Raw genomic sequence first — 23418 nt, 5'->3', positions numbered from 1 at the left:
CGAGATAACTTTTTAGGCAAGACTAGGGACGCCGGCATTAACCGCCGTACTGCCAGCCGGTACTCTCTAACAGCAACGGATTGCCATCCCGGTGGACTTTCGCACCAATCACTTCTCCCACAAATACGGTATGGTCGCCGTGCTCTACTTGCCCGACAACGCGACATTCCACGTAACCGAGGCAATCTTGCAAAACTGGACAGCCGGTTGCCGGGGCATCATCGGCCGCCAGATCTTCAAACTTGTTGCCGACTCGACGCTTCGGCTTAAAAAATTGGGCGGCAATGTCTTTTTGGCCTTCTTCCAGAAAGCTGAGGGTAAAGACACCACTATTCTGGATCATGGCGTTGGAGCCAGAGTCTTTGCGGACACAATTAACCACCAGGGGCGGCTCAAAGGAGGCCTGCATCACCCAACTGGCGGTAAAGCCATTGAACTCATCACCATCCTTAACCCCACATATAAAGAGTCCATGGGGAATTTTACGGAGCAGGGTTTTTTTGGCTTGTTCGTCTAACACAGGAGCACTCTCAGGTCGGGGTTAAAGACTCGTCAATAGCTAATCATACCCGATCGCCCTATGATTAAAAAATTGCTGACCCTGTTTGGATAGCCCGCCCTTGCCCGCCGCCATTACTGCCCAAGACCTTTCCTTTGCCTGGACGCCAGAACAACCCATTCTCAACGGATGCTCCCTGGAGGTGCCCCAGGGCCAATTTTGGATGTTACTTGGCACCAACGGTAGTGGGAAATCCACCTTTCTCCGTTTATTAGCTGGTTTATTAAAGCCAACGGCGGGCCGGGTCTTTCTCCAGCAGCCCGTGGGTTTTGTCTTTCAAAACCCCGACCACCAGTTGGTCATGCCCACGGTGGGGGCCGATGTGGCCTTTGGCTTAGTGGCGGAAAACTTATCCCCCCAACAAGTCCGGGGGCGAGTGGCCGAGGCATTGAATGCCGTCAATTTATTGGATCTAGAGCGTCGCCCTATCTACGCCCTGAGTGGCGGACAAAAACAACGCATTGCCATTGCGGGGGCCATTGCTCGCCATTGTGAAGTTTTATTGCTGGATGAACCGACCGCACTCCTGGATGCCGATACCCAGCAGGAACTTGTCCTCCAAGTACAACGCTTGGTTAAGCATCGCGGCCTCACGGCCCTGTGGGTGACCCACCGCCTTGAAGAGCTGGATTACTGTGATGGAGCTTTCTTGTTGGAACAGGGGCGGGTGATTGCCCAGGGAGACCCCCAAAAACTCAAGGCAAAAATGATTGAATTGGAACTAGCTAAAACGCCTTAAAACAGTGAACCCGCCTAGGGAGGCGGGCTAATCAGTAGGCAAATGAATTAAGCTCCAAAAAACAACAAGGTGGAATGCAAACACGAATAACAAGGTTTACTGGTAGCACAGTACTTTGAATCAAAATCAAAGCATCACAAACTAACTCAATTATCTGGTATGGTCTTGGTTCATCATCAACCTAATTCCCCTAGGGAAGAGGGTGAAAACACAACCATCGTGTTTGGGTGATGCAGGGAATAAAATACTGTGGGAGTCGAGCAGAACAGGTACAGGCTCTAGACTCGGGGGTTGGGTTGGCTTTCTTGATCGCCTTCCTTGTACCTGTTATTAAGATAACATTCACCCCAGAGAAGGGAAAGATGCTTGCCTATTTTGTTACATTTCTTTGTATTTTCTTAGCCCATGCGGCTACGGTAATCTTGGTAGGTAAATTCTCGCCAGAGCTTAAAGGTATTGTCGATTTGCCAGAGGCCAATGGCAGGGTGGGGAACACCATTAAACATCGTGGTTTTCACCAGGGTATAGTGCATCATATCTTCAAAAATAAGCCGGTCTCCAATCTGGAGCGGCTGGGCAAAGGCGTAGTCTCCCAGGAAGTCTCCGGCTAAACAACTAGACCCTCCTAGACGGTAACAAAGGTCGCCCGTCTGAGGAAGATGGGAGCCCCTAATCCTTGGCTGGTAGGGCATCTCTAGGCAATCGGGCATGTGGGCCGTAAAGGAAACATCGAGCATAACGTGGGTAAAATCTGGGGTCGGGATCAGGTCTTCCACGGTGCTGACTAAAAATCCCGTTTCCCAAACGATGGCCGAACCGGGTTCGAGAATGAGCCGGAGGTGGGGATGGCGCTGGTTAAAAGCCTGAAGTACCTGGATTGCATGATCTACTTGGTAGTCCTGACGGGTCATTAAGTGTCCTCCCCCAAGATTCAGCCAATGGATCTGCTCCAACCATGGGCCAAATAATTGTTCAATCTGGCTGAGGGTTTTTTCCAGGGCAAAAGAGTCGCTTTCACAAAGATTATGAGAGAGGAAACCCGTAATCCCCGGCGGCAGTTTTTCGCCCAGTTGTTTGGCCCGGACTCCCAAGCGAGAACCCGGCACACAGGGATTGTAGAGCGCGGTTTGCACGGGGGAATACTCGGGGTTAATCCGTAGGCCGGCCTTGGCTTGGCCCTGGGCGAGGAGCGGCGCAAAGCGTTCGTACTGGGTAAGGGAATTAAAGGTAATGTGGGTGGCCAGGGGAACAATGGCCGGTAAATCCTGGGCCCGATAGGCTGGGGCATAGACATGAACTTCCTTGCCGAATTCTTCCGCCGCGAGTTGGGCCTCCCAGAGGGAGCTGGCGGAGGCACCGGCCAACACAGAGCGCATCAAGGGAAAACTATGGAACAGAGCAAATCCCTTCAGGGCCAGCATGACCTCTACTGGGGCTTCGTTCTGGACACGCTCGAAAATACTCAGGTTATGGGCTAGCTTGGCGGCTTCCATGACGTAGCAGGGCGACGGGATTTGGTTTAATTGTGCTTCGGTTAGCATCGGTTGAGTTATTCACCTCGTATGTACGGCCACGGGAGGAGGCCTCCCCTTCCCTTACTATTCTGCGGGAAGCTGGCCCAGACGGATAAATACCCAAAGGCTAGATATCAGCCCTGTTTTCTCAAGCGGGATTTAGGCTCATCGACCATCGTGGCCCTTCCAGAATATAGCGATAAACTGGTTCAAAAAATAGTTCATAATAATTAATGGGAATTTTGGAAAGTATCGCCGACAATGAATAGGACTAACCAGCAGTGGTTGCTGTCTGCTACTTTGCTTATTCCCTGTCCCTGGCCTGACCTATGCTCATTTGTCCCCAGTGTCACTCCGAAAACCCCAATCGCAATCATTTCTGTCAAAAGTGTGGTACATCCTTAACACATTACCCTTGCCCTGACTGTGGCAATAATGTGCTGTTAAGCGAGGCTCTCTGCGGGAACTGTGGGGCCGTTACAGGGAAAATTTTGACTATTCTCTTTCACACAACCCACCTTGAGAGGGAATTTACTCCCGATTGTTTAGAACTGTACGAAGGCCATATTGATATTGGCCAGCGCTACCGCATCTTTCGGATGTCCGAAAATAGCGACACCATCCCTTGTCTAGACCTAGATCCAGCTAATCGTCAGCTTGTCAGCCAAGTAGTGGATTGTCAGCCCCTCCAGCCTTCAATTTTGAAAATTTTGCTTTCCCAGGCCGCTAGCCTCCTAGAGCGCATTCCCAATTTGACCACAGAGGAGGTTTTGGCCGATCCCCTCTGGCAAAATCTCGGTCTTCCCGTCTCGGCCCTTCCCTACTTTAAGCTCCGGGAGTTAGGGCCGAAGTTGCCGGAGGTCTACGATGCTTGGAGTGAAGGGAATTCTGAGTTTGTCCTCCTGCTAGACCGTCACCGTTGGCCCTTGTTGGAGGAATGCCTCCAACACGAAGGGTTACCCATTCTGCAACTGGTTTTTTGGATTAACCAAGGTCTTCTCCTGTGGAAGGCTTTGGCCCCGCTGGGTTTTGCTCAAAGCCTATTGACGTCTGAGAATATCCGCATTGATGAAGACCAAAATTTAGCCTTGATCCGCCTCTATGCCGATCCCACTCCTCCCCCGACCCTAGGAGATTTCGCCCAGCAATTGAAGACACAATTTACTCAACCGCCCCAGGTTTTGCCCCCTAGTTTTTTGGCCATTCTGGAGCAATTGATTGAAGCTGAGGATAACAATGTTGACGGGGCCTTAGCGGCCATTGAGGTCTTGGTCAACCACCTAGAACCCGAGCCGGATGACGAGCCGACGTCAGCGAATCCTCCTGATATTTTTGCTGATTTCGAGGCTATCCAGGAAGAAGAAAGCAGTTTCAATGAGTCTCCTAGCACTATTCCCGATACCAATCTCAACCTAGACGAAGAGGTGGATGACCTGCCAACGGCGGTATTACCGATGCAACTCATGAGTCTTAGTGAAGCGGGCTATACCGATCGGGGAACGAAGCGTGCCCATAATGAAGACTATTTTGGGGTCAGTACTCAGCTCGACGTGTGTCGCAACAACCATGGCAAGACCGTCAAGGCTAGGGGAGTGTATATTGTTTGTGATGGCATGGGGGGCCATGCGGCCGGAGAAGTGGCCAGTGAGTTGGCGGTAAAAACCCTCCAGGAATTCTTCCGCCACCATTGGCAAGACCAATTTCCCAGTACAACTCAAATTAGTGAGGCCATTGCCCTAGCTAATCAGGCCATCTACACCATTAATCAGGCTAATGCCAGCTCTGGCAGTGGTCGGATGGGAACGACCATGGTCATGGCCCTGATCCAAGACAATACCGTTGCTATTGCCCATGTTGGGGATAGCCGTATCTATCGCGTGACCCGTAAAAGTGGCCTGGAACAGTTAACCATTGACCATGAAGTGGGCCAGCAAGCCATTCAGAATGGCCTCGACCCCGTGATCGCCTACTCCCGACCCGATGCCTATCAACTTACTCAGGCCCTGGGGCCCCACGATAATGCCTTTGTTCAACCCGATATTCGACTACTGGAATTGGAGGAAGATAGCCTGCTCTTACTCTGCTCCGATGGCATTTCTGACAATGATCTCCTAGAAAGTTATTGGGAGACCTATCTTCTTCCCCTGCTGAGCTCGAGCCAGGATCTAGAACGCGGCCTGCGCAAGTTGATGGAATTTGCCAATGAATACAATGGTCACGATAATCTAACCGGGGTCTTGATCCGCGTCAAAGTTCGCCCCCAAATTCCCATCGAAGTCTGGTAGTGCAGGATTCCTTGCGGTTTGCTACCTTCTGGGAGAGGATGGACTATAGCGTCCCTGGCCTCCTTTGCGATGAATCAAAAATATCAGTGTCGTATCTATGTCACCCTCCGTCCCTCCGTTCTGGATCCTGCTGGTACTGCCGTCCAAACGGGCCTCAATCACCTGGGTTATAGCGGTATAGAGCAAGTCAGAATTGGTAAATATATTGAATTAACGCTTCAGGCCCCTGACCTCGCAACCGCCGAACAACAACTGGATCAAATGTGTGACCAATTGCTGGCCAACACTGTGATCGAAAATTATCGGTTTGAGGTAGCGCCTCTCTAAGTAGGGGGAGGTAGAGTTCCTTGTCCCTCGTGCCCAGGTCAGCCTTGAGCAATCTCCTAGGAATACAGAGGAGACAGCAGCAAACATTACACATAGGTTTTAAGTCCTAGTCATGGTGAAATTCGGTATTGTCGTCTTCCCGGGGTCTAACTGTGACCGAGATGTGGCCCTTGTCACCCAAGGCCTGCTCCAGCAACCCACTCGCTACCTGTGGCACCAGGAAACGGATCTGAGCGACATTGATGTAGTCGTCATTCCCGGTGGTTTTAGCTATGGGGATTATCTCCGCTGTGGGGCCATTGCTCGCTTTTCTCCAGTGATGTCGGCTATTGTGGCGCACGCCCGCCGGGGCAAATACATCCTGGGTATCTGTAATGGTTTTCAAATTCTGACTGAAGTTGGCCTCCTGCCCGGTGCTCTGATTCGGAACCGTGACCTCCACTTTATCTGTGACCAGGTGCCCCTACGAGTAGAAAATGCGGCCCTGGCCTGGACAAAACAATACACGGCGGGCCAGGTGATTACCCTGCCCATTGCCCATGGAGAGGGCCGTTACTATGCTGATGAAGACACCTTAAAATCCCTCGAAGACCAGGGCCAAATTGTTTTTCGCTACACCAATGCCGCTGGACAAGTCACCGCTGAGGCCAATCCCAATGGTTCCCTCCAGGCCATTGCGGGCATCGTGAATGAGCAAGGAAATGTCCTGGGGATGATGCCCCATCCGGAACGGGCCGCTGATTCCCAACTCACCTACACCGATGGCTCTCCACTATTTACGAGCCTGTTAGCAGCAGTTCTGCAAAATATTGGAGCGCTTCGATAACCTCTGGGACAACGGTTTCTGGCCAGGCCCCTTCACAGCGTCGGCCCTGATTCAAAATGAGGCGGAGACGGTAACAATGAGGAAAGCCCTCTGCTTCTAGCCAGAGGAGGTCACTATCCGCCTCACAACTGAGACGTTCTTCCTCCATTAATTCTGCTGCCATAGACTGCATGGTATCCTCTAATTGCCGTACTAGTCGGAGCAGGTCAGTGAATTCTGGCCCAGTTAACTCCATAGCCCAATCCGAACCGGCCACCAGGCCAACGTAGAGAGAGGCCCTCGGGTCAAACCCTAAACGCCATCCCTCTCCTTCCTGAATCAAACGCTGGAACATCGCTAGGGTAGGAGCAACTGGGCATCACCAGGCTTGGAAAGTACGGGTTTAGTCGGGTCAACAACGGTGGGAGTTGGAGCGGGGGTCGCTGAGGGCTGAGGTACGACTGGGGCCTTCTGGGCAGGATCGACAACGGGTTTAAAGGCTTGAACCAGCAGATCAACAAGGGCTTCCCGCTGTTTACGGTTGAGAGAACGGATGGCCTGGATGTCTTTTTCGAAGGGGTTACTCTTGAGCGTCAAATTGCCAGGATAGGTCTCGGGCTTCATGGGTTCATTAATCCCCAAATAATCGGCTAGGGTTAGTTTCCAATCGAAGCGGTAACGAGTCGGTCGCTTGGTCACGTCGCGATGGTAACGAATCAGACGACTAAGCAAGGTATGCTCAGGATCAACTGCACCATTATCTGCCCGTAGGTACTGGTTTTCTAGGGGAATCGCTGGAACCTGGGTATAGATTTGAGCAGCGATGGCTTCCACGGTTAAACTCCCCTGCGGAGAGGATGGGACTTGGGCCCGGAGGCCGAGCACCATACCATGGCCTAGTAGTACCAATAAACAACCAGCCAATAGCCCTAATCCCCAACGTCGCCAGCGATCCGATAATCCCATAACAACCTATCCTAATCGCTAATAATTTCAGGCTGAGTCAATTCATCCGACATTTCTATGATGGCCCGAATCGTGGGTTTCATCATGGGGTCGTCGATACTATCCATGTCTTCGTAGCGGCGGCGTTTGGCCCGCTGGGCCACTAAAACGGTAATATGATAACGATTAGAGGCCGCATTCAATAACTCCTCAGCGCGGTACATGATCTGGGAGGGGTCAAGGTTAGGACGTTTTTGCATCAATTTGAATCACAGAGTCGGCAACGATCTATCCTAGCCTATTAAGAGACAGGGAGGACTGAGTTCAGTCCCCCCTGCGATGGTTTAAAAGGTATTTGATAGAACCAGAATAATTACGAGCAGAAAACCAGGATTTTAATAAGCAAGACCCATGCTGCGGGTTGTTTCGGCGCCAAGGTAAACGCGGATGCTTAAGAAATCCGTAGGGCAGGCGGTTTCGCACCGTTTGCAGCCAACACAATCCTCTGTCCGGGGAGAGGAGGCAATCTGAGCGGCTTTACAGCCATCCCAGGGAACCATCTCCAGAACGTCTAAGGGACAGGCCCGGACACATTGAGTACAACCGATGCAGGTATCGTAGATTTTTACACTATGTGACATTGATAATCGGCTCCTTAACCGCGTGTTCTCCTAAAGCAGAATAAATTCAGGATTAAGGGCTAGTTTACCCTAGAGCTGAGTTTCCTTCGCCCAAAAAACCGATAACTTTAAATTCTGTAACATCCTCCCTAAAGGCCCTTGCCAAATGCCCCAAAGCTTTGTCGGCCGATGGCTAGTGCATTGACTTAATTTCTACTTTTCCTAGATTTTTAGCTATAATCCCCCCCGTCCTCCCCTTAATAAGGGGAGGTGCCGAAGGCGGAGGGGTAAAAATCTGTAGCCCTAATTTGGAGGGTTGGTATAACTATTTGCCGGCAGAAATTGGCATTCCGAGCAGGTCTTCAATCTTGGGCATTTGGTCTAGGGGAATAACCCGGCCTTCATCCTCAAAGCCCTCAATTTCGTTGAAGTTGAGGTAGCGATAAAGGTCGCCGGCAAAGGGGGTAATTTTCTCCGCCACAATGGCCTGGTATTCTGCCTGTGTGGGAATTTTACCCAGAAGGGCACAAACAGCCGCTAATTCCGCCGACCCCAGGTAAACACGGGCCCCTTTACCCATGCGGTTATTGAAGTTGCGCGTTGAGGTCGAGAAAACGGTGGCATTGTCTTCTACCCGGGCCTGGTTCCCCATACAAAGGGAACAACCGGGCATTTCGGTGCGGGCCCCAGCGGCGGCAAAAATACCATAGACTCCTTCCTCTCGGAGTTGATGCTCATCCATGCGAGTGGGGGGACAAATCCAGAGACGACCCTTGACCGTACCGGCCCCTTCCAAAATTTTGGCGGCGGCCCGGTAATGACCAATATTGGTCATGCAGGAACCGATAAAGACTTCGTCGATAACATCCCCAGCACATTCGCTCATTAGCTTGACGTTATCCGGGTCGTTGGGGGCCGCCACAATGGGTTCTTTGATTTCCGATAAATTGACCTCGATGACATCGGCATACTCGGCATCGGCATCGGCCTGCATCAAAGCTGGATTAGCCAGCCATTGTTCCATCTTGGCAATGCGGCGCAGGAGAGTGCGGGCATCCTGATAACCCCGAGCGATCATGTTTTTCATCAGGGCAATATTCGAGCGCAGATACTCGGCTACGGTCTCTTCACTGAGCTTGATGGTAGAGCCGGAGCAGGAACGTTCTGCGGTCGCATCGGTGAGCTCAAAGGCCTGTTCTACTTTTAGATCCGGTAGGCCCTCCATTTCCATAATGCGGCCATTGAAGACATTGATTTTGTTTTCCTTGGCCACGGTAAGCTTGCCCTGTTGCATAGCGACCCAAGGAATGGCATTGACAATATCCCGCAGGGTAACACCGGGTTGCAGATCGCCGGTAAATTTCACGAGAACGGACTCCGGCATATCCAGAGGCGTCACGCCCAAGGCTGCTGCAAAGGCCACTAGACCAGAGCCCGCCGGGAAGGAAATGCCCAGGGGAAAACGGGTATGGGAATCGCCGCCCGTGCCCACAGTATCGGGAAGGAGCATCCGATTGAGCCAGGAATGAATAATGCCATCGCCAGGCCGCAGGGCCACCCCACCACGGGTCGCAAAGAAGTCGGGTAGTTCGTGGTGAGTCTTGATATCGACGGGTTTGGGATAGGCCGCTGTATGGCAGAAAGTTTGCAAGACTAAATCTGCACTAAAGCCCAAGCAGGCTAGTTCCTTCAGTTCATCTCGGGTCATGGGGCCAGTGGTATCTTGGGAACCGACGGTGGTCATCACCGGCTCACAGGACGTCCCCGGTCGTACTCCCGGTAAGCCGCAGGCCTTGCCGACCATTTTCTGGGCCAGGGTATAGCCGTGCCCGGTATCAATGGGGGCCTGGGGACGAACAAAGAGAGTCGTGGGTTCAAGGCCCAGAGCCTGACGGGTTTTATCCGTTAAACTGCGGCCAATCAGGAGGGGAATACGGCCCCCGGCCCGGACTTCATCTAAAATCGTATCGGGTTTGAGGCTAAAGGTAGTCAGGATTTCCCCGGCTTCGTTGGTAATCTTGCCCTCGTAGGGATAAATGGTAATCACATCACCGTTCTGGAACTGGCTGACATCGCACTCGATGGGTAAGGCCCCAGAATCCTCCGCGGTGTTAAAGAAAATCGGCGCAATTTTACCCCCCAGAATGTAGCCCCCGGCACGTTTATTGGGGACAAAGGGGATATCGGTGCCAATGTGCCATAGCACGGAATTAATCGCGGACTTACGGGAAGACCCCGTTCCCACGACATCGCCGACGTAGGCTACCGGATGGACCTTCTGTTTTAATTCGGCGATGATGGCCAGGCCCTCGGGCATTTTGGTCTCCAGCATAGCCAGGGCATGGAGGGGAATATCGGGCCGGGTCGTGGCATGGGGGGCCGGCGAGAGATCATCGGTGTTGGTTTCACCGGGAACCTTAAAGACAGTAACGGTAATTTTCTCAGGCACTGCTGGTTTTTGTAAGAACCATTCCCCATTGGCCCAACTCTCAATCACTTGTTTGGCATAGGCGTTGTGCTGGGATAATTCTAAAACTTCGTTAAACGCATCAAAAACAAGGAGGGTTTTGGTTAAGGCCGCCGCGGCCGTGGCCGCAATCGTATCATCCGCCGACTGGAGCAGGGCCACCAAGGATTGAACATTATAGCCCCCAATCATTGTCCCTAACAGAACTACCGCCTCTGAAGGCGTAATCAGGGGGGAGGTCAAGTCTCCTTTGGCCAGGGCCGTCAGGAAACCCGCCTTGACGTAGGCCGCTTCATCAACGCCAGGGGGAACGCGGTCTCGCAGGAGGGCGAGGAGTTCATCATCGAGGCCTTGGGGAGGATTCTGCAATAGTTCACAGAGTTCCGTGGTTTGGGCCGCCGTCAGGGGCAGGGGGGGAATGCCCAATTGGGCCCGCTCTTCACAGTGGCGATGGTATGCCGCTAGCATCTCGTTCTCTCCTAAATCATCTGAGCATGAAGTATCCCTATTATCGGGTGGCATTAGGCCGGCTAACTAACACCCGCGTCAAGCCAGTCTAAGGGGTTTTGGGGACGGGATAAGTTTTCAATCATACCAGGGGCCTTCTGTTTTTTCTGGCTAAGTTTTGACCCCTTTGGGCTGGGCCTAAGACGTTCGTCTTGATTCGCTAATTGTAGAACATTTGACACCCACGAGAATCGCCCTGAATACCGTTCTGAAGACTTGAGAGGGTTATGTTCTAGAAAATGAGTGATACCAAATCTCTGAAACCTAACTACACAAATGACCCCACCCGTCCTCCCCTTGGTAAGGGGAGGTGACGGAGGCGGAGGGGTAAACATCTGTAGCTTCAACGTGAAGAATTGGTATGACTAACTCTTACTGGCGATCGTTCTGTCAAAGTCTTGTTCTACAAGCTTTTCCGCTGGCAAAGCAAACTTAAGAATGTGATAATAAATCTTTCCACAGTCTTAGATCCACTATCCCGTCTTCGGCATTACATTGCATTTTTTGACAGGGAGAGACATGCTATAGAATTAGACACAAAACGTTATTTTTATTAACCAATAATCAAATAGTAATTCAATGAAATGCCTCTGTAACAGAACGAATTTTATTTACGCCTATGATCAAGCCTTTTTCATCCGATTAGTCCTGTTCCTACTACTCTGCCACCAAGTACGCTGTCGGTATTGTCATCGACGACGAGTTGTATTTCTTCCCTACTGGTGGCTTTCTTCTTTACTTGTACACAAAATCTATTAATTTCGAGGGCAAGAGCTACTTTCCAGCGATGGTAGTCATAGGAAGGAGAGACAATAACAGGAATCCTCCCGACCAAGGTTTATGTCCACCGATTTCCCCCTAACCCCTTTTGCCCTGGTAGAACCCGATCTGCTGGCAGAACTTCTCCAGGACAAACGCTCTCCCAATACCCGGCGTACCTACGCCAAAAGTCTGCGGGATTTTTTCCAGGCCCTAACTCAGCAAGACCCCACCCCGGAAATCGTGGGCCAATTTTTGCAACTGAATCGCTTTGAGGCCCTGCGCCTGGTGCTCAGGTATCGGGCAACCTTAGTGGAAAAAGGCCTGTCCCCTGCCACGATCAATGTCCGCCTCGCGGCGATCAAGAGCTTGGTCAACTATGCCCGCCGAGTCGGAAAATGCGACTATACCCTAGAAGAGGTAGAAGGCCTGCGAGTCCATACCTATCGGGACACCACAGGCATTCAGCCCGAAAGCTTCCGACAAATAACAGCTCACATTGATGGGGAATCCCTCAAAGGCAAACGGGATTTAGCCATTTTGCGCCTCCTCTGGGATAACGCCCTGCGGCGGGCCGAAGTTTGTACGTTAAATATTGAAGATTACGACTCAGAGGCGGCCCAACTCTGGATTAAGGGCAAGGGAAAACTGACCAAAGAGGCCGTTCGCCTGAGCGACAAAGCCATCCTACTCATTGATCAATGGCTCCAGGCCATGGGCCGACGGGCTAAAAGCAAGCCCTTATTTTGTACCCTAGACCGAGCTACCTTTGGCCATCGCTTGAGCGGGAACGCTATCTATACCATTGTCCGCAGTGCCGCTGAAACTGCTGGTCTGAGCAAGACCTTGAGTCCCCACCGTATTCGCCACAGCGCCATTACCGCCGCCCTCGAAGCCACCCAGGGCGATACCCGCAAGGTGCAGAAGCTCAGTCGTCACAGCAATCTTAATACGTTGATGATCTACGACGACAACCGCCATCACCACCAAGCAGAAGTCACAGAAATCTTATCTCAATTAATCTAAGTATCGAGAATAATCGAGTTTTTGTTATCATTATTTCTAGATATCTAGAATTCTAGAAACCAATTTTTTTAAAATCAAGAAATCTTTTACTAAAGAAAACAAATTAATACTATCATGTCTTCTGGTTTGATTCCGACGGAGGCCAGCCCAGACCCAGCAACCGAGCCGGCCACTCCCCCAGTGTTGCCCAAGCGACGCCGCACCAAAGCCGCTTCTCTAGGCCCTTCATCTGAGGAAGCAACGATTCAACCCACACCGGCTGACTCCAAGCGTCCCAAAAAACAACGGGTCAAAAAAGGCAACGACACAACGGAGAGTCATCCCCCGATAAACCTGTTGCAGGAGCAGATCACTCAACTCGCCAGCCAGACGAACTTTGATCGAGAACAGCTCATGGCCGTGCTATTGGCGGACTATGCCCCTCCTGGCTTTACCACGAAGCAAACCACCCTCCGTCTAGAAGCTAAGCTACTAGAGCGGTTAAGCAAACTCTGTGCCAAGGAAAATCTAAGCCGTGAGGTACTGATTGAGGCCTTGTTTGAGCATTATGAACAAGACCGTTCGGCCAAAAAGGCAATTATCACCCAGGCCAAACAAAAAGCCAGTCAGCGCCAGGCCCTGGCTAATCAAAAACGCGCGAAAACAATGCTGGCCAACCTCCATCGTTTATCTCAAACATAAGCTAGCGCTGGCCCTAATCAAATAGATTCAAGATTCCAAACAATCCGCCGCCAAAAATAGCGCCCAAGGGACTAAACACCGTCCCCAGAGTATCAGTCGTAGAAGCCAAAGCACTAGTATTCACTAAGATGACATCATTATTGCGGAGGGTAGGGTTATTCTGGGGATTAATATTTTCGCCAAAATCAGGCTTGATGGCCAGCTTGGTCACCGTACCATCAGGGTTCAAGCGAATCAAATTCACATTGCTTTGGTCGGCCCGACGGGGGTCAAAACCGCCCCCGGCTAAAAGGCCTTGGTTCAAGGTGCTGTTGGGCGGTAATTCTATAATGCCTGGTCGTTTAACTTCTCCAATCACGTTGACTCGAATGGTTTTAGGGGAAAAATTAGCCGTGGCCATAGCATCAAATTGGGCAGTCGTTAATTCCTTGGCCTGGGGAACGGAGATGGTATCCCCACTCTGGAGAATGACATCTTTTTCCAGGTTGCCCTGCTCCAACAAGTCCCAGAGATTAATCGTAATCAATTGCTCCTGGCCATTGCGATTTTGACGACGGATCTGGATATCTCGAATATCCGCATCGGGTTTTACCCCGCCCGCCTCTTGCAGGGCCTGGGTAAGGCGAACCGGTTGGCGAGTGCCCAAGTCCTGATTGTTCGCACTGGCCGAGCCTGTGGCCCCGCCTCCTACTTCGGACAGATTAGAGGCACGGGTCGTTGGGGCCAGTTTATAAGCCCCCGGTCGAAAGACCTGTCCGACGATGGCCACATTAATTTCGGAATCAAAGCGAATGCCAAAGTTGGCGTCTACTAATTGACGAACCACTTGGGGGTCATTATTGGCTTTGCTGGGAATAACCAGAACATCCCCGTCCCGTAGAGTAACATTTTGACGGGCATCCCCAGCTTGGAGTAGGGCCAGTAGGTTGACCCGAAAGCGAGATTCACCATTACCGGTATTGCGTCGAAGCTCGACTTGACTAATATCTGCCACCGGTGTCAGGCCCTTAGCCTGTTGAATCAAGTCGGTGACAGTCGGAAACTTTTGCCCCTGTTCTAAGGGCAGTTTGTAGGCCCCTGGTGCATTGACTTCACCAGCAACGGTGATATTAAGGGGGCGGGGCTGGCGGAGCACCAGGGTAATTTCGGGTCGCTTAATATATTTTTGGTAACGTTGTCGCAGGAGAGCCGTCAACTGTGGCAGAGTCATCCCTTCTACCTTTAGGGCCCCAATCAGCGGTAATCCCAGGGAGCCGTCAACCAATACCTGAAATTCTCCATTCACGTCTGCGACTTGATAGATGCTAAGACTCAGACGATCCCCAGGCCCCAGAATATATTCTGATTCTGGCGGCAGGGCCTGAGCTGTTCCAGTAGGGGATACAGGAGACGTTGAAATGGAATCTTGAGCCATGCTTGGCATTGCCATTAAGCTGAGAAAACCCAAGCTACTACTCAGCCCGAGTCCCAGCAGAGGTAAGGAAAAACGCTGTAGAGAATTCATAATTGGAGAGGTGACCATAGCACGAAAAAAGATTAGTTAGGTAGACCGGGAAGAAACCCATCCTTTCCTAGGTCACCGCGACAACAGCGGCGTCGTTTGAGACTCCAAGCGCGGCGCACTGTAGTAACGGTTGTAGTAGTGGTAATAGTAATAACCGGAATAACGCTTGATGCCATTGGCCACAAAGCCCAATACCGTCAAATCCGCAAAATCCAACTCCTGCAGGGCCATGCGAATATCATCCTTAGTAGTTTTATCGAGCCGAGCCACCAACAAAATACCGTCCGTATGTCGAGCAATCAATTTCGCATCGCTCAGTCCCAGAATTGGTGGCGCATCGATCAAAATGATATCAAACTGACTCTGCCAGGCCTGGAGACGCGTGAGTAAACTATCGGAAGCCATGAGTTGCTCCGGCTCCATGGCATTATCCTTCGTTTTAAAATAAGCCAGATTATGCATCAGCCAGGTAAACTCGTCGTTTTCGGATTCAGGCAAAGCAGAAATGTCCTGGATCTTGTCTGGTAAATCCTTGGCTTTAAGGGCATTCGCCAGGGCCTGCCAATTTTTTCCCTGGGGAAAGTAACGATCGCCATCGATTAACAGTACCCGCTGGCCCAGTTTGGCTGCTGCCTGGGCCAAGAAGAAAGCCGTGGTGGATTTTCCATCCCCCGAAGTGGCCGAAGAAATCACAAAGGAATGGCAGGTCTGCTTCTGGCGCAGGAAGAAAAGATTGGAGAAAAGAATAGCAAAAGCTTCTAAAAAACCCCGGCTGATGTCTCCCTTTTGATTTTGAACCACCGCCGCCAAGGTTGCCTCGAAGGGAATCCGTCCCAAGATCGAGAGACGCATTTCCTGGGCCATTCTTTCGGGGTCATGATAGGTTCGGTCTAGGTTTTCGACTAAGAGGGCGGCCCCGATACCTGCAATCAGTCCCATCAGCAGGGCCAGGGCCAGATCTCGAGGCAAATTTCGGAGCGGAACCGTTGGTGCTACAGGCTCGGAAACCAAACGCCAAGGATTAAAGCGTTTAGAACTTTCAATTTCTAAATCTTGGGCGGCCGCTAGCAAACGGTTGAGGCTTTCTGTGGCTAGCTGGAGCTCCCGTTGGATATTGAAGTAGCGGCCCACCACAGAGTTAAAGTTCTGCAAGTCCTGCCGGGCCGTTTTCTCACTTTCCGCCAAGGCCTGTTGTTGAATTTCCAGGGTTTTGAGCTGTAAATTAGCTTCTTGTAACTTAGCCAGAGTCGTGGTGCGGAGGCTATTGGGAGCAGTCCCCAGGGGGTTTTGGCCCTTCACCTGATTAGTCAGAGAAGCGGCCTGTTGGTTAATCAGAGGCAAGATTTTGGCCCGTTCTTCCTTCAGTTGCTGAATCACGATATTCTCGTCGGTTAAACGAGTCGATTGCTTGGCCAATTCCAGATTAATTTCATTCAAACGAGCCACCAGCTTCATATATTCGGGGGATTGGGATAGATTTTCTAACGCCATCGCTTGATTTTCTGCCACCGGTAATTGCTGACGGAGAGTAGCAATTGTTTTTTGCAGTTGCTCAATTTGAACTTTTGTTTCAAGTCGCTTTTGTAGCGTTGAATTTAAGGCTTCATTATAAAATTCTCCTTGCTTTTCAGGGCTATAAAAATTATATTTTCGTTGGAGATTTAATAATTCATTTTGCAAATTAACTACCTTGGCTTCTTGCAGAGGAATCTGCTGATCCACAAAGCCCAATCGCTGTTTAGCACTAAGCAACTTCTCGTTTTGGGTATAATCTAAATAGGCTTGGGATAACTGATCCAAGACATACTTCACCATCTGAGGATCTGAAGCAGTAAAGCCAATTTCTAAAACTTGACCTTTATTGGATCGGGTAATGGATAATGCTTCTAAAAACTGGCTATAACTAAAATTTTGGGTATTTAATTCAGGATATTTCTGATAGATGGCTTCTAGAACCGGCTTGAGTAATTTATTACTTTTGAGAATGGTAACTTGGGTATCGTAATATTCCTCACTAGTACTAATAGGATTTACCAAGGCCCCACCAAGTCCTTCTAGAGAACTGGCAGGGTCTTTTTCCGGAGGCTGTACTAACAGCTCAAAATCAGCACGGTAAAGCGGGGGGCGATTGAGCAAGTGGAATAGTTGAAAGCCACTAACAGCGGCCGCCACCACTAACAACACCAACCAGCGCCGGGAGAGGATCCCCAGCCAATGCCTCAAGGCTATTCCTTCTTCCTCCGGCGTGTCTGCCATACCAGGGAGAGCATAGGCGCTAGTGCTCCCCTTGAGGGATTCGTTACTAGCACTAGTTCGGACAAAATGTTCAGGATTCATGCGGGTGCTGGAATTTTTGCACCCAATATATCATAAACATTTACAAGTTGTCGGCCGTCTGTTCCGTCCGCTCTGACCCTAGAAGCTTCTCTTTGGGTTGATCAAATATACTTCTTGCCATTCTAGGTACTTGCAGATAAAACTGTAAAGATATAGTCTCATATAAGCAATTTTTGTAAGGCCAATCTTAAGAAGGAGAAAAATCAAGTAATGTACGGGGTTTTTGGGATATGAATCGCAAAGTAGTACCTTTTGTCTCAGTGATTATCCATAGGCTAACAAGATTAAGAAATGGGCCCTTGTCTTTTTAGGGCAACCTCGGTTATTCTCGGATGCAATCTAGAAAATCAATACCAACGACTACCGGCATTTATCCTAAAGATTGCCGCAAACCAGAAGAGAAGACACCATTGAGTGCACTCCAAGGTTTTAGGGCCGAGAATCCTAGTCCCTAGTTTTTGTTAGAACATGAGAACCTGTTTGACAACTAGTGGTTAGTTCTTATTTCAATTCTCCCCCCATCTTAAATTCATGCCAGGTAAACGCAGTCGATACCATCAAGTCCACAAATTCTACTGTCCCCGTTGTTCTCGCCGGCTTTGGCGCAATGGGTCTACTAAGCATTACCTCTACTGTGAAGGAGTTCAGGAAATCCAAGAGCAATTCCAGCTCAGCCGCAAAAACGCCAATTTTCTGGCCCAGCAAAGTTCTGTTCAACTTATCCGTAGCGCCTGGCTAGAAGAATTTTTTTGCGCCGTTGATGGCAAGATTTGGTTACTGTTAACGAAGGCTGAGGATGGAACCATCACTAGTACCCCGGCCCAAGAACAGCATTGGCAACGCTCCACCCACACCATCGACCCCAATAAGCCCAATCCCTCTGTCAGCGAATTTAGCTATCGTATGAGCCGAAAATCCAGTCGTTGCTAAGGGTTGAGGAGTGGTCGGACAGGGAAAAAAGAATAGCGCCGATAACAGAAATATTTGGTTACACTGATTAGGAGCACTATGCAAAGTCGAGGCTCAGGGGTATGACAGTAGCACTAGATAAAACGATTATCTATCCGGATAGCGATGGTCAACCCATGGCAGATAATACTAAGCAATTTCGCTGGATTGTTTTAATTAAAGAAAATCTAGATGCCCTATTTGCAGATAATGAGACTGTTTTTGTAGCGGGGGATCTGTTGTGGTATCCGGTGGAAGGTCGTCCCGATATTCGAGTTGCGCCAGATGTTCTCGTCGCGTTTAGTCGTCCGAAGGGAGACAGAGGATCATACCGACAATGGCAGGAAGAAAACGTAGCTCCGCAGGTGGTATTTGAAATATTGTCGCCAGGGAATACGACTAAGGAAATGAGCCGTAAGCTACTGTTTTATAATCACTACGGTGTAGAAGAATATTATATTTATGATCCAGATAATAATGAACTAACGGGTTTGATCAGAGTTGATGGAGAATTAGCCCCCATAGAAAACATAGAAAGCTGGGTCAGCCCTCGCTTGGGGATTCGGTTTGAACTAACGCCCTCAACCTTGAATATCTATGATGGTCAAAATAATCTGTTTTTATCACCACTAGACCTCAGAAAGGAACTTACTCAAGAGAGACAACGCTCTGAACAGGAAAAGACCCGGGCTGAGAAGGAAAAAGCTCGAGCGAATCAGGAAAAAGCCCGGGCGGAACGTCTAGCCACGCAACTCAAAGCTCTGGGAATAGACCCTGTAGAGTAGGAGACTCGTTAATCACCCAAAGCATCAGGAGGATGGAGCTATGGCAGCAATCACAGCCCAGGAACTAGAATTGCAGATGCCCGATGCCCGTAAATTGTTGAGCGATGAGCCAGAAATGGAAAGTTCCTTGCACTATATGCAACTTCTCCTGTTGGTAACTAGCTTGGAATGGGCCTGGCGGGAGCGGGATGACTTTTTCATTGGGGCTAATCTCAGCATTTACTTTAGCCGTCAGCAACTCAAGCACCGTGACTTTCGGGGCCCTGATTTTTTTCTAGTCAAAAATACGACGCGGGAACCTCGTAATTCCTGGGTCGTGTGGGAGGAGGATGGTCGTTATCCCGATCTCATCATCGAGTTACTTTCCGACTCCACGGCCAAGGTGGATCGCACCACTAAGCGTGATCTCTACGCCCAACGGTTCCATACCCCTGAATATTTCTATTTTTCACCGGAAACCCTGGAATTTGCCGGCTTTAAGTTAGATTACAACCAATACGTTCCCCTCATTCCCAATGAGCAGGGCTGGTTCTGGAGTGAAGCCCTCGGTTTTTTCCTAGGTGTTCATAACGGTCAATTGCGTTATTTTTCTGTGGAAGGAAGTGTGATTCCGACCCCGGACGAGGCGGCCAGGAATGAAATTCTCAGGGCCAATCAGGCGATCGCCACGGCAGAATATCAGACACAACGAGCAGAGCAGGAAAAATCTAGGGCAGAGCAGGAAGCTCAACGAGCAGAGCAGGAAAAATTGAGAGCCGATCGCCTAGCGGCCAAGTTACAAGCCTTGGGTATAGACCCGGATTAGAATCATTTGTGAGGAATTTAACATTATGATCACTACCTCCCCAGTCAAACCCCCATCAACCTTAGAGGACTTTTTGGCCCTGCCGGAAACGAAACCCTACAGTGAATACATTGACGGCAAAATTGAGCAAAAACCCATGCCCCAAGGTGAACATAGCACTTTACAAATCCGTTTAGGCACAACCATTAATCAGGTTGCGTTACCGCAAAAGTTAGCCCATGCTTTTACAGAACTCCGGTGCAATATCAATGGTCGCTCTTATGTGCCGGACATCAGTGTTTTTACTTGGGAACGTATTCCTAAGACGGCAACGGGTCGCATTGCCAATCGCATTGATACCTATCCGGATTGGATGATTGAAATTTTATCGCCAGAGCAGTCGGCCAATAAGGTGATCAAGAAAATTATGGCTTGCCTGGAGGCTGGTACTCAGTTGGCGTGGCTAGTAGATCCGGAGGATGAGTCGGTGTTGGTGTTTAAACCCCAGCAGTTCCCGGAAATGAAGTCTGAAGGCGATCGTTTACCGGTTTTGGAGTCCTTATCAATGCTCGAACTCCCCGTTGGGGAGCTATTTAGTTGGCTGAGCCTTAGTTAGCAGAAACAGGTGAATATTAACCAATCTCGGTTTTATTTGTATTCCCAGCGGGTTTATCAAACAAGTCAAGAAAGCAAAATGTTCCCTAACTTGGCTATTTAAAGATATGCTTCCTGAATTGATTGAGATAGCTTATAAAATAGGTACTAGATAGATGTTGGCTCAATTAAACGCTCAATTTTCATGAGTATTGTCTCTGTTGGCGGAATATAGAAATTTATTCTAGCTTGAGGGAGAAGAGCGTCGAATAACAACACATTAATTCTATGAGTAAAATTTTAGTTACAGGGGCCGCTGGTTTTATTGGTTTTCACCTGTGTCAACGATTGCTGCAGCAAGGAGAGACGGTGATTGGCCTGGACAATCTCAATGATTATTACGATGTTTCCCTAAAGGAAGCTCGTTTAGCCCAATTGAAAGACAGGGCGAATTTTCGTTTTACGAAACTAGATCTGGCAGACCGTCAGGGGATGGCAGAGTTTTTTGCCCAGGAAAAGCCTGAGTGGGTGGTGCATCTAGCGGCCCAGGCGGGGGTGAGATATTCTCTGGAAAATCCCCATGCCTATGTAGACAGCAATTTGGTTGGGTTTGTCAATGTTTTGGAAGGCTGTCGTCATAACCCAGTCAAGCATTTGGTTTATGCATCGTCGAGTTCGGTCTATGGGGCCAATAAAAAGATTCCTTTTGCAGTTATGGATAATGTGGATCATCCGGTGAGCTTGTATGCGGCGACAAAGAAGGCCAATGAGTTGATGGCCCACACCTACAGTCATCTTTATGGTGTCCCAACAACTGGACTACGGTTTTTTACGGTCTATGGCCCCTGGGGGCGGCCGGATATGGCGTATTTTTCGTTTACGAAGGCTATTTTGGCAGGTGAACCAATTAAGGTGTTTAACCATGGCCAGATGCGGCGGGATTTTACCTATATTGATGATGTGGTGGAAGGACTCGTGCGAGTGCTTGGCTATGTACCAACTAGCCCGGTTCCCTATCGGCTCTATAATATTGGCAATCATAGCCCGTTCAATTTAGGAGATTTTATTGGAATTTTGGAGGATTGTTTGGGGAAAAAGGCAGAAAAAGTGTTTTTGCCGATGCAACCGGGGGATGTGCCGACAACCTATGCGGATGTGGCGGATTTGATGGCGGACGTGGGTTTTGCTCCTGCAACTCCTTTATCAGTAGGTTTAAGCAATTTTGTTAATTGGTATAGAAGATTCTATAATTCCTGATGCAACGATTATGGGAGACTGAGAAAGCTTTCTGACTAAGTTGGGGCAATATTAACTAACGAGGGTCTCTAATTTTTTCTTCGAGTTGCAAAAAACAATTATATTGCTAACTATTAACTATGGCAAAAAAAAACTCGTCTGGAAAAAGTAACAGAGCAAATAGCTCTCTACTTGCGGAGTTAAGAGAATTATTAATCTATCTAAAACTTCGTCGTCGTTACCAACTATTTTGCTTGCTCATTTTAATGGTAGTCTCATCTTTAAGTGAAGTTGTGAGCTTGGGGGCAATCTTGCCTTTTCTTAGTGCCTTGAGTAATGCTAGTTTATTATTAAATAATTCCAAGGTTAAACCTATACTTAATTTTTTCGCTATTACAACGCCGCCTAAGCTAGTTTTAACTCTTGCAATAGTTTTTATCATCGCTGTTATCACTGCTTCTGCCATTAGAATTTTTACTATTAATATACAAACTCATCTCGCCGCTAAAATCTCTGGAGATTTAAGTTGCGAAGTTTATCGAAAGACTCTCTTGCAACCCTATGAATTCCATGTTTTATCTAATAGTAGCAATTTAATCAGTTCAGTCACAGAGGATACGAAACAACTTACCACAAATATATTAATTCCTCTGGTTTCCGGGATTAGTACTGCTTTTGTCGCTTTTGCTTTGATTATAGGATTATTTTGGATTGACAAAATAATCGCCTTATACTCTGTTGTGATTTTTGGTGGTTCTTTTATTATCATTTATCAATTACGCAAATCTCTCTTATTAAGAAATAGCAAGATTTTGGTAGAAAATAGTCAACAGCAAATTAAAATCGTCCAAGAAAGTTTAGGGGGTATTAGAGATGTTCTATTAGGAGGAAGTCAACCATTTTTTCAAACAGCTTACAAAAATGCCGATCGCCCTTATCGAAAAGCCGTCGCATCCAATACAGTAATTGGTCTGACTCCTCGTTACATTGTGGAATCTGTAGCCATGGGTGCTACAGCTATCTTGGCATTGACCTTAGGTAAAGATGGTGATTTTAGTCGTGCCGTACCAATATTAGGTGGACTAGTCTTAGGAGCAAATCGTTTACTGCCAGCACTACAACAAACCTTTTCAGCTTTAGTGAGAATTCAAGGCGCGAGAAGTTCCCTCAAACGAATCTTAATTGCATTACGCAGAACGATTGATCCTTTGCAAACTTGGCTTCCTCAAGAAAAACTACCTTTAAATAGCGAACTACGACTAGAAAATATTTGGTTTCGTTATCGAGGTAACGCTGATTGGGTATTGAAAGATCTAAATCTAATCATCAAAGCCAAAACGACTGTTGCTTTTGTGGGCAGTACTGGGAGTGGAAAAAGTACCACAGCAGATCTTATTTTAGGCTTACTTAAGCCTCAAGAAGGAAAAATATTAGTTGATGGCTTATCTTTAGAAGGTGAAAAACTAGCTCAATGGCAACGAAATATTGCCCATGTACCTCAATCAATTTTTCTTATGGATGCTACTATTGCTGAGAATATTGCTTTTGGTATTTCTTATCAGCGAATAGACTTACATCAAGTCAGAAAGGTCGCTAAATTCGCTCAAATTGATGAATTTATTATGAGTTTACCGGCTGGTTATGATACTCATGTGGGAGAAAGAGGGGTGCGCCTTAGTGGTGGCCAACGCCAAAGAATTGGCATTGCAAGGGCTTTATATGGAGATGCGTCAGTGATATTATTTGATGAGGCGACTAGTGCCCTAGATAATGCAACAGAAAAGGAGGTGATGAAAGCCATTGAATCTTTAAGTCATGATTTCACCATTATTATGATTGCTCATAGACTCAGTACTGTAGAAAAGTGTGATCACATATTTGAGTTAAGTCAAGGGCAGGTCATAGCTCAAGGGACTTATCAAGAATTGTGCGATCATTCTAGTAGCTTTAAACGAATGACCACACTAATTTAATAAAGAATTACTTTAAAATAAAG

At 48.7% G+C, this 23418-nt stretch carries 21 protein-coding genes; 12 read left to right on the top strand and 9 right to left on the bottom strand.

Annotated elements, in window-relative coordinates:
• Positions 1 to 37: 37 nt before the first annotated feature.
• Positions 38 to 520: a flavin reductase family protein gene (locus ABXS88_RS06855; RefSeq protein WP_353674436.1), complete on the bottom strand. Its 483-nt coding sequence runs from the start codon at positions 518 to 520 to the stop codon at positions 38 to 40.
• A 100-nt stretch (positions 521 to 620) separates the two neighbouring features.
• Between ABXS88_RS06855 and ABXS88_RS06850 the strand changes: the two genes are divergently transcribed.
• Positions 621 to 1298, top strand: a complete 678-nt coding sequence (locus tag ABXS88_RS06850) for an energy-coupling factor ABC transporter ATP-binding protein (RefSeq protein ID WP_353674790.1) — start codon at positions 621 to 623, stop codon at positions 1296 to 1298.
• A 398-nt stretch (positions 1299 to 1696) separates the two neighbouring features.
• Here the strand turns inward: ABXS88_RS06850 and nspC are convergent, their stop codons facing one another.
• Positions 1697 to 2839 carry a carboxynorspermidine decarboxylase gene (gene nspC / locus ABXS88_RS06845; protein WP_353674435.1) on the bottom strand — a complete coding sequence of 381 codons (1143 nt, stop codon included), beginning with the start codon at positions 2837 to 2839 and terminating at the stop codon, positions 1697 to 1699.
• A 302-nt stretch (positions 2840 to 3141) separates the two neighbouring features.
• Between nspC and ABXS88_RS06840 the strand changes: the two genes are divergently transcribed.
• The 3 genes from ABXS88_RS06840 to purQ all read left to right on the top strand — a co-directional run bounded on the left by ABXS88_RS06840 (position 3142) and on the right by purQ (position 6250).
• Entirely contained in the window at positions 3142 to 5097 is a 1956-nt protein-coding gene (locus tag ABXS88_RS06840) for a serine/threonine phosphatase (protein WP_353674434.1), read from the top strand.
• A gap of 69 nt (positions 5098 to 5166) precedes the next feature.
• Positions 5167 to 5424 carry a phosphoribosylformylglycinamidine synthase subunit PurS gene (gene purS / locus ABXS88_RS06835; RefSeq protein WP_353674433.1) on the top strand — a complete coding sequence of 86 codons (258 nt, stop codon included), beginning with the start codon at positions 5167 to 5169 and terminating at the stop codon, positions 5422 to 5424.
• Between the two features lie 112 nt (positions 5425 to 5536).
• The gene (gene purQ / locus ABXS88_RS06830) at positions 5537 to 6250 is read left to right on the top strand and encodes a phosphoribosylformylglycinamidine synthase subunit PurQ (RefSeq protein WP_353674432.1); all 714 of its coding nucleotides are present in this window, start codon (positions 5537 to 5539) and stop codon (positions 6248 to 6250) included.
• Here the strand turns inward: purQ and ABXS88_RS06825 are convergent.
• The 5 genes from ABXS88_RS06825 to acnB all read right to left on the bottom strand — a co-directional run bounded on the left by ABXS88_RS06825 (position 6201) and on the right by acnB (position 10729).
• On the bottom strand, positions 6201 to 6584 hold the full coding sequence (locus tag ABXS88_RS06825; protein ID WP_353674431.1) for a DUF1818 family protein: 384 nt from the start codon (positions 6582 to 6584) through the stop codon (positions 6201 to 6203). The genes purQ and ABXS88_RS06825 overlap by 50 nt on opposite strands.
• A 2-nt stretch (positions 6585 to 6586) precedes the next feature.
• Complete coding sequence (locus ABXS88_RS06820) at positions 6587 to 7195, bottom strand: hypothetical protein (protein WP_353674430.1); 609 nt, start codon at positions 7193 to 7195, stop codon at positions 6587 to 6589.
• Between the two features lie 11 nt (positions 7196 to 7206).
• Positions 7207 to 7434, bottom strand: coding sequence for a DNA-directed RNA polymerase subunit omega (locus tag ABXS88_RS06815; protein ID WP_353674429.1), 228 nt, complete (start codon positions 7432 to 7434; stop codon positions 7207 to 7209).
• Between the two features lie 135 nt (positions 7435 to 7569).
• Positions 7570 to 7815, bottom strand: coding sequence for a photosystem I iron-sulfur center protein PsaC (psaC, locus tag ABXS88_RS06810; RefSeq protein WP_002764973.1), 246 nt, complete (start codon positions 7813 to 7815; stop codon positions 7570 to 7572).
• Positions 7816 to 8119: 304 nt separating this feature from the next.
• A complete protein-coding gene (gene acnB / locus ABXS88_RS06805) occupies positions 8120 to 10729 on the bottom strand; it encodes a bifunctional aconitate hydratase 2/2-methylisocitrate dehydratase (RefSeq protein ID WP_353674428.1) in 2610 nt (869 codons plus the stop codon).
• 879 nt (positions 10730 to 11608) lie between these two features.
• Here acnB and ABXS88_RS06800 point away from each other — a divergent pair.
• Together ABXS88_RS06800 and ABXS88_RS06795 are read left to right on the top strand one after the other, a co-directional pair.
• Positions 11609 to 12553, top strand: coding sequence for a tyrosine-type recombinase/integrase (locus ABXS88_RS06800; protein WP_353674427.1), 945 nt, complete (start codon positions 11609 to 11611; stop codon positions 12551 to 12553).
• A gap of 114 nt (positions 12554 to 12667) precedes the next feature.
• Positions 12668 to 13234 carry a ribbon-helix-helix protein, CopG family gene (locus ABXS88_RS06795; protein ID WP_353674426.1) on the top strand — a complete coding sequence of 189 codons (567 nt, stop codon included), beginning with the start codon at positions 12668 to 12670 and terminating at the stop codon, positions 13232 to 13234.
• A gap of 13 nt (positions 13235 to 13247) precedes the next feature.
• Here ABXS88_RS06795 and ABXS88_RS06790 read toward each other — a convergent pair whose 3' ends face one another.
• On the bottom strand, positions 13248 to 14756 hold the full coding sequence (locus ABXS88_RS06790) for an SLBB domain-containing protein (RefSeq protein WP_353674425.1): 1509 nt from the start codon (positions 14754 to 14756) through the stop codon (positions 13248 to 13250).
• Positions 14757 to 14810: 54 nt separating this feature from the next.
• Entirely contained in the window at positions 14811 to 17075 is a 2265-nt protein-coding gene (locus ABXS88_RS06785) for an AAA family ATPase (RefSeq protein ID WP_353674424.1), read from the bottom strand.
• A gap of 531 nt (positions 17076 to 17606) precedes the next feature.
• Between ABXS88_RS06785 and ABXS88_RS06780 the strand changes: the two genes are divergently transcribed.
• The 6 genes from ABXS88_RS06780 (at position 17607) to ABXS88_RS06755 (ending at position 23395) form a co-directional block, all read left to right on the top strand.
• Positions 17607 to 18005: a hypothetical protein gene (locus ABXS88_RS06780; RefSeq protein ID WP_353674423.1), complete on the top strand. Its 399-nt coding sequence runs from the start codon at positions 17607 to 17609 to the stop codon at positions 18003 to 18005.
• 101 nt (positions 18006 to 18106) lie between these two features.
• Positions 18107 to 18808, top strand: a complete 702-nt coding sequence (locus ABXS88_RS06775; RefSeq protein WP_353674422.1) for a Uma2 family endonuclease — start codon at positions 18107 to 18109, stop codon at positions 18806 to 18808.
• Positions 18809 to 18848: 40 nt separating this feature from the next.
• The gene (locus ABXS88_RS06770; RefSeq protein WP_353674421.1) at positions 18849 to 19613 is read left to right on the top strand and encodes a Uma2 family endonuclease; all 765 of its coding nucleotides are present in this window, start codon (positions 18849 to 18851) and stop codon (positions 19611 to 19613) included.
• A gap of 25 nt (positions 19614 to 19638) precedes the next feature.
• On the top strand, positions 19639 to 20208 hold the full coding sequence (locus ABXS88_RS06765; RefSeq protein WP_353674420.1) for a Uma2 family endonuclease: 570 nt from the start codon (positions 19639 to 19641) through the stop codon (positions 20206 to 20208).
• A 266-nt stretch (positions 20209 to 20474) separates the two neighbouring features.
• On the top strand, positions 20475 to 21443 hold the full coding sequence (locus ABXS88_RS06760) for an NAD-dependent epimerase (RefSeq protein WP_353674419.1): 969 nt from the start codon (positions 20475 to 20477) through the stop codon (positions 21441 to 21443).
• A 119-nt stretch (positions 21444 to 21562) separates the two neighbouring features.
• A complete protein-coding gene (locus ABXS88_RS06755) occupies positions 21563 to 23395 on the top strand; it encodes an ABC transporter ATP-binding protein (protein ID WP_353674418.1) in 1833 nt (610 codons plus the stop codon).
• Positions 23396 to 23418 lie beyond the last annotated feature (23 nt).

Source organism: Synechocystis sp. LKSZ1, from assembly GCF_040436315.1.
GTDB lineage: Bacteria > Cyanobacteriota > Cyanobacteriia > Cyanobacteriales > Microcystaceae > Synechocystis.
The sequence above is the reverse complement of the archived record's forward strand: the minus strand, read 5'-3'. Positions and strand labels throughout refer to the sequence as shown.

What these genes read in the sequence shown, in the direction of transcription:
- ABXS88_RS06765 (WP_353674420.1), top strand. Translation starts at nt 19,639, where the DNA reads ATGATCACTACCTCCCCAGTCAAACCCCCATCAACCTTAGAGGACTTT.
- ABXS88_RS06815 (WP_353674429.1), bottom strand. Translation starts at nt 7,434, where the DNA reads ATGCAAAAACGTCCTAACCTTGACCCCTCCCAGATCATGTACCGCGCT.
- ABXS88_RS06800 (WP_353674427.1), top strand. Translation starts at nt 11,609, where the DNA reads ATGTCCACCGATTTCCCCCTAACCCCTTTTGCCCTGGTAGAACCCGAT.
- ABXS88_RS06795 (WP_353674426.1), top strand. Translation starts at nt 12,668, where the DNA reads ATGTCTTCTGGTTTGATTCCGACGGAGGCCAGCCCAGACCCAGCAACC.
- ABXS88_RS06820 (WP_353674430.1), bottom strand. Translation starts at nt 7,195, where the DNA reads ATGGGATTATCGGATCGCTGGCGACGTTGGGGATTAGGGCTATTGGCT.
- ABXS88_RS06755 (WP_353674418.1), top strand. Translation starts at nt 21,563, where the DNA reads ATGGCAAAAAAAAACTCGTCTGGAAAAAGTAACAGAGCAAATAGCTCT.
- nspC (WP_353674435.1), bottom strand. Translation starts at nt 2,839, where the DNA reads ATGCTAACCGAAGCACAATTAAACCAAATCCCGTCGCCCTGCTACGTC.
- ABXS88_RS06770 (WP_353674421.1), top strand. Translation starts at nt 18,849, where the DNA reads ATGGCAGCAATCACAGCCCAGGAACTAGAATTGCAGATGCCCGATGCC.
- ABXS88_RS06825 (WP_353674431.1), bottom strand. Translation starts at nt 6,584, where the DNA reads ATGTTCCAGCGTTTGATTCAGGAAGGAGAGGGATGGCGTTTAGGGTTT.
- ABXS88_RS06780 (WP_353674423.1), top strand. Translation starts at nt 17,607, where the DNA reads ATGCCAGGTAAACGCAGTCGATACCATCAAGTCCACAAATTCTACTGT.
- ABXS88_RS06840 (WP_353674434.1), top strand. Translation starts at nt 3,142, where the DNA reads ATGCTCATTTGTCCCCAGTGTCACTCCGAAAACCCCAATCGCAATCAT.
- ABXS88_RS06775 (WP_353674422.1), top strand. Translation starts at nt 18,107, where the DNA reads ATGACAGTAGCACTAGATAAAACGATTATCTATCCGGATAGCGATGGT.
- ABXS88_RS06790 (WP_353674425.1), bottom strand. Translation starts at nt 14,756, where the DNA reads ATGGTCACCTCTCCAATTATGAATTCTCTACAGCGTTTTTCCTTACCT.
- psaC (WP_002764973.1), bottom strand. Translation starts at nt 7,815, where the DNA reads ATGTCACATAGTGTAAAAATCTACGATACCTGCATCGGTTGTACTCAA.
- purS (WP_353674433.1), top strand. Translation starts at nt 5,167, where the DNA reads ATGAATCAAAAATATCAGTGTCGTATCTATGTCACCCTCCGTCCCTCC.
- ABXS88_RS06760 (WP_353674419.1), top strand. Translation starts at nt 20,475, where the DNA reads ATGAGTAAAATTTTAGTTACAGGGGCCGCTGGTTTTATTGGTTTTCAC.
- purQ (WP_353674432.1), top strand. Translation starts at nt 5,537, where the DNA reads ATGGTGAAATTCGGTATTGTCGTCTTCCCGGGGTCTAACTGTGACCGA.
- ABXS88_RS06785 (WP_353674424.1), bottom strand. Translation starts at nt 17,075, where the DNA reads ATGAATCCTGAACATTTTGTCCGAACTAGTGCTAGTAACGAATCCCTC.
- acnB (WP_353674428.1), bottom strand. Translation starts at nt 10,729, where the DNA reads ATGCTAGCGGCATACCATCGCCACTGTGAAGAGCGGGCCCAATTGGGC.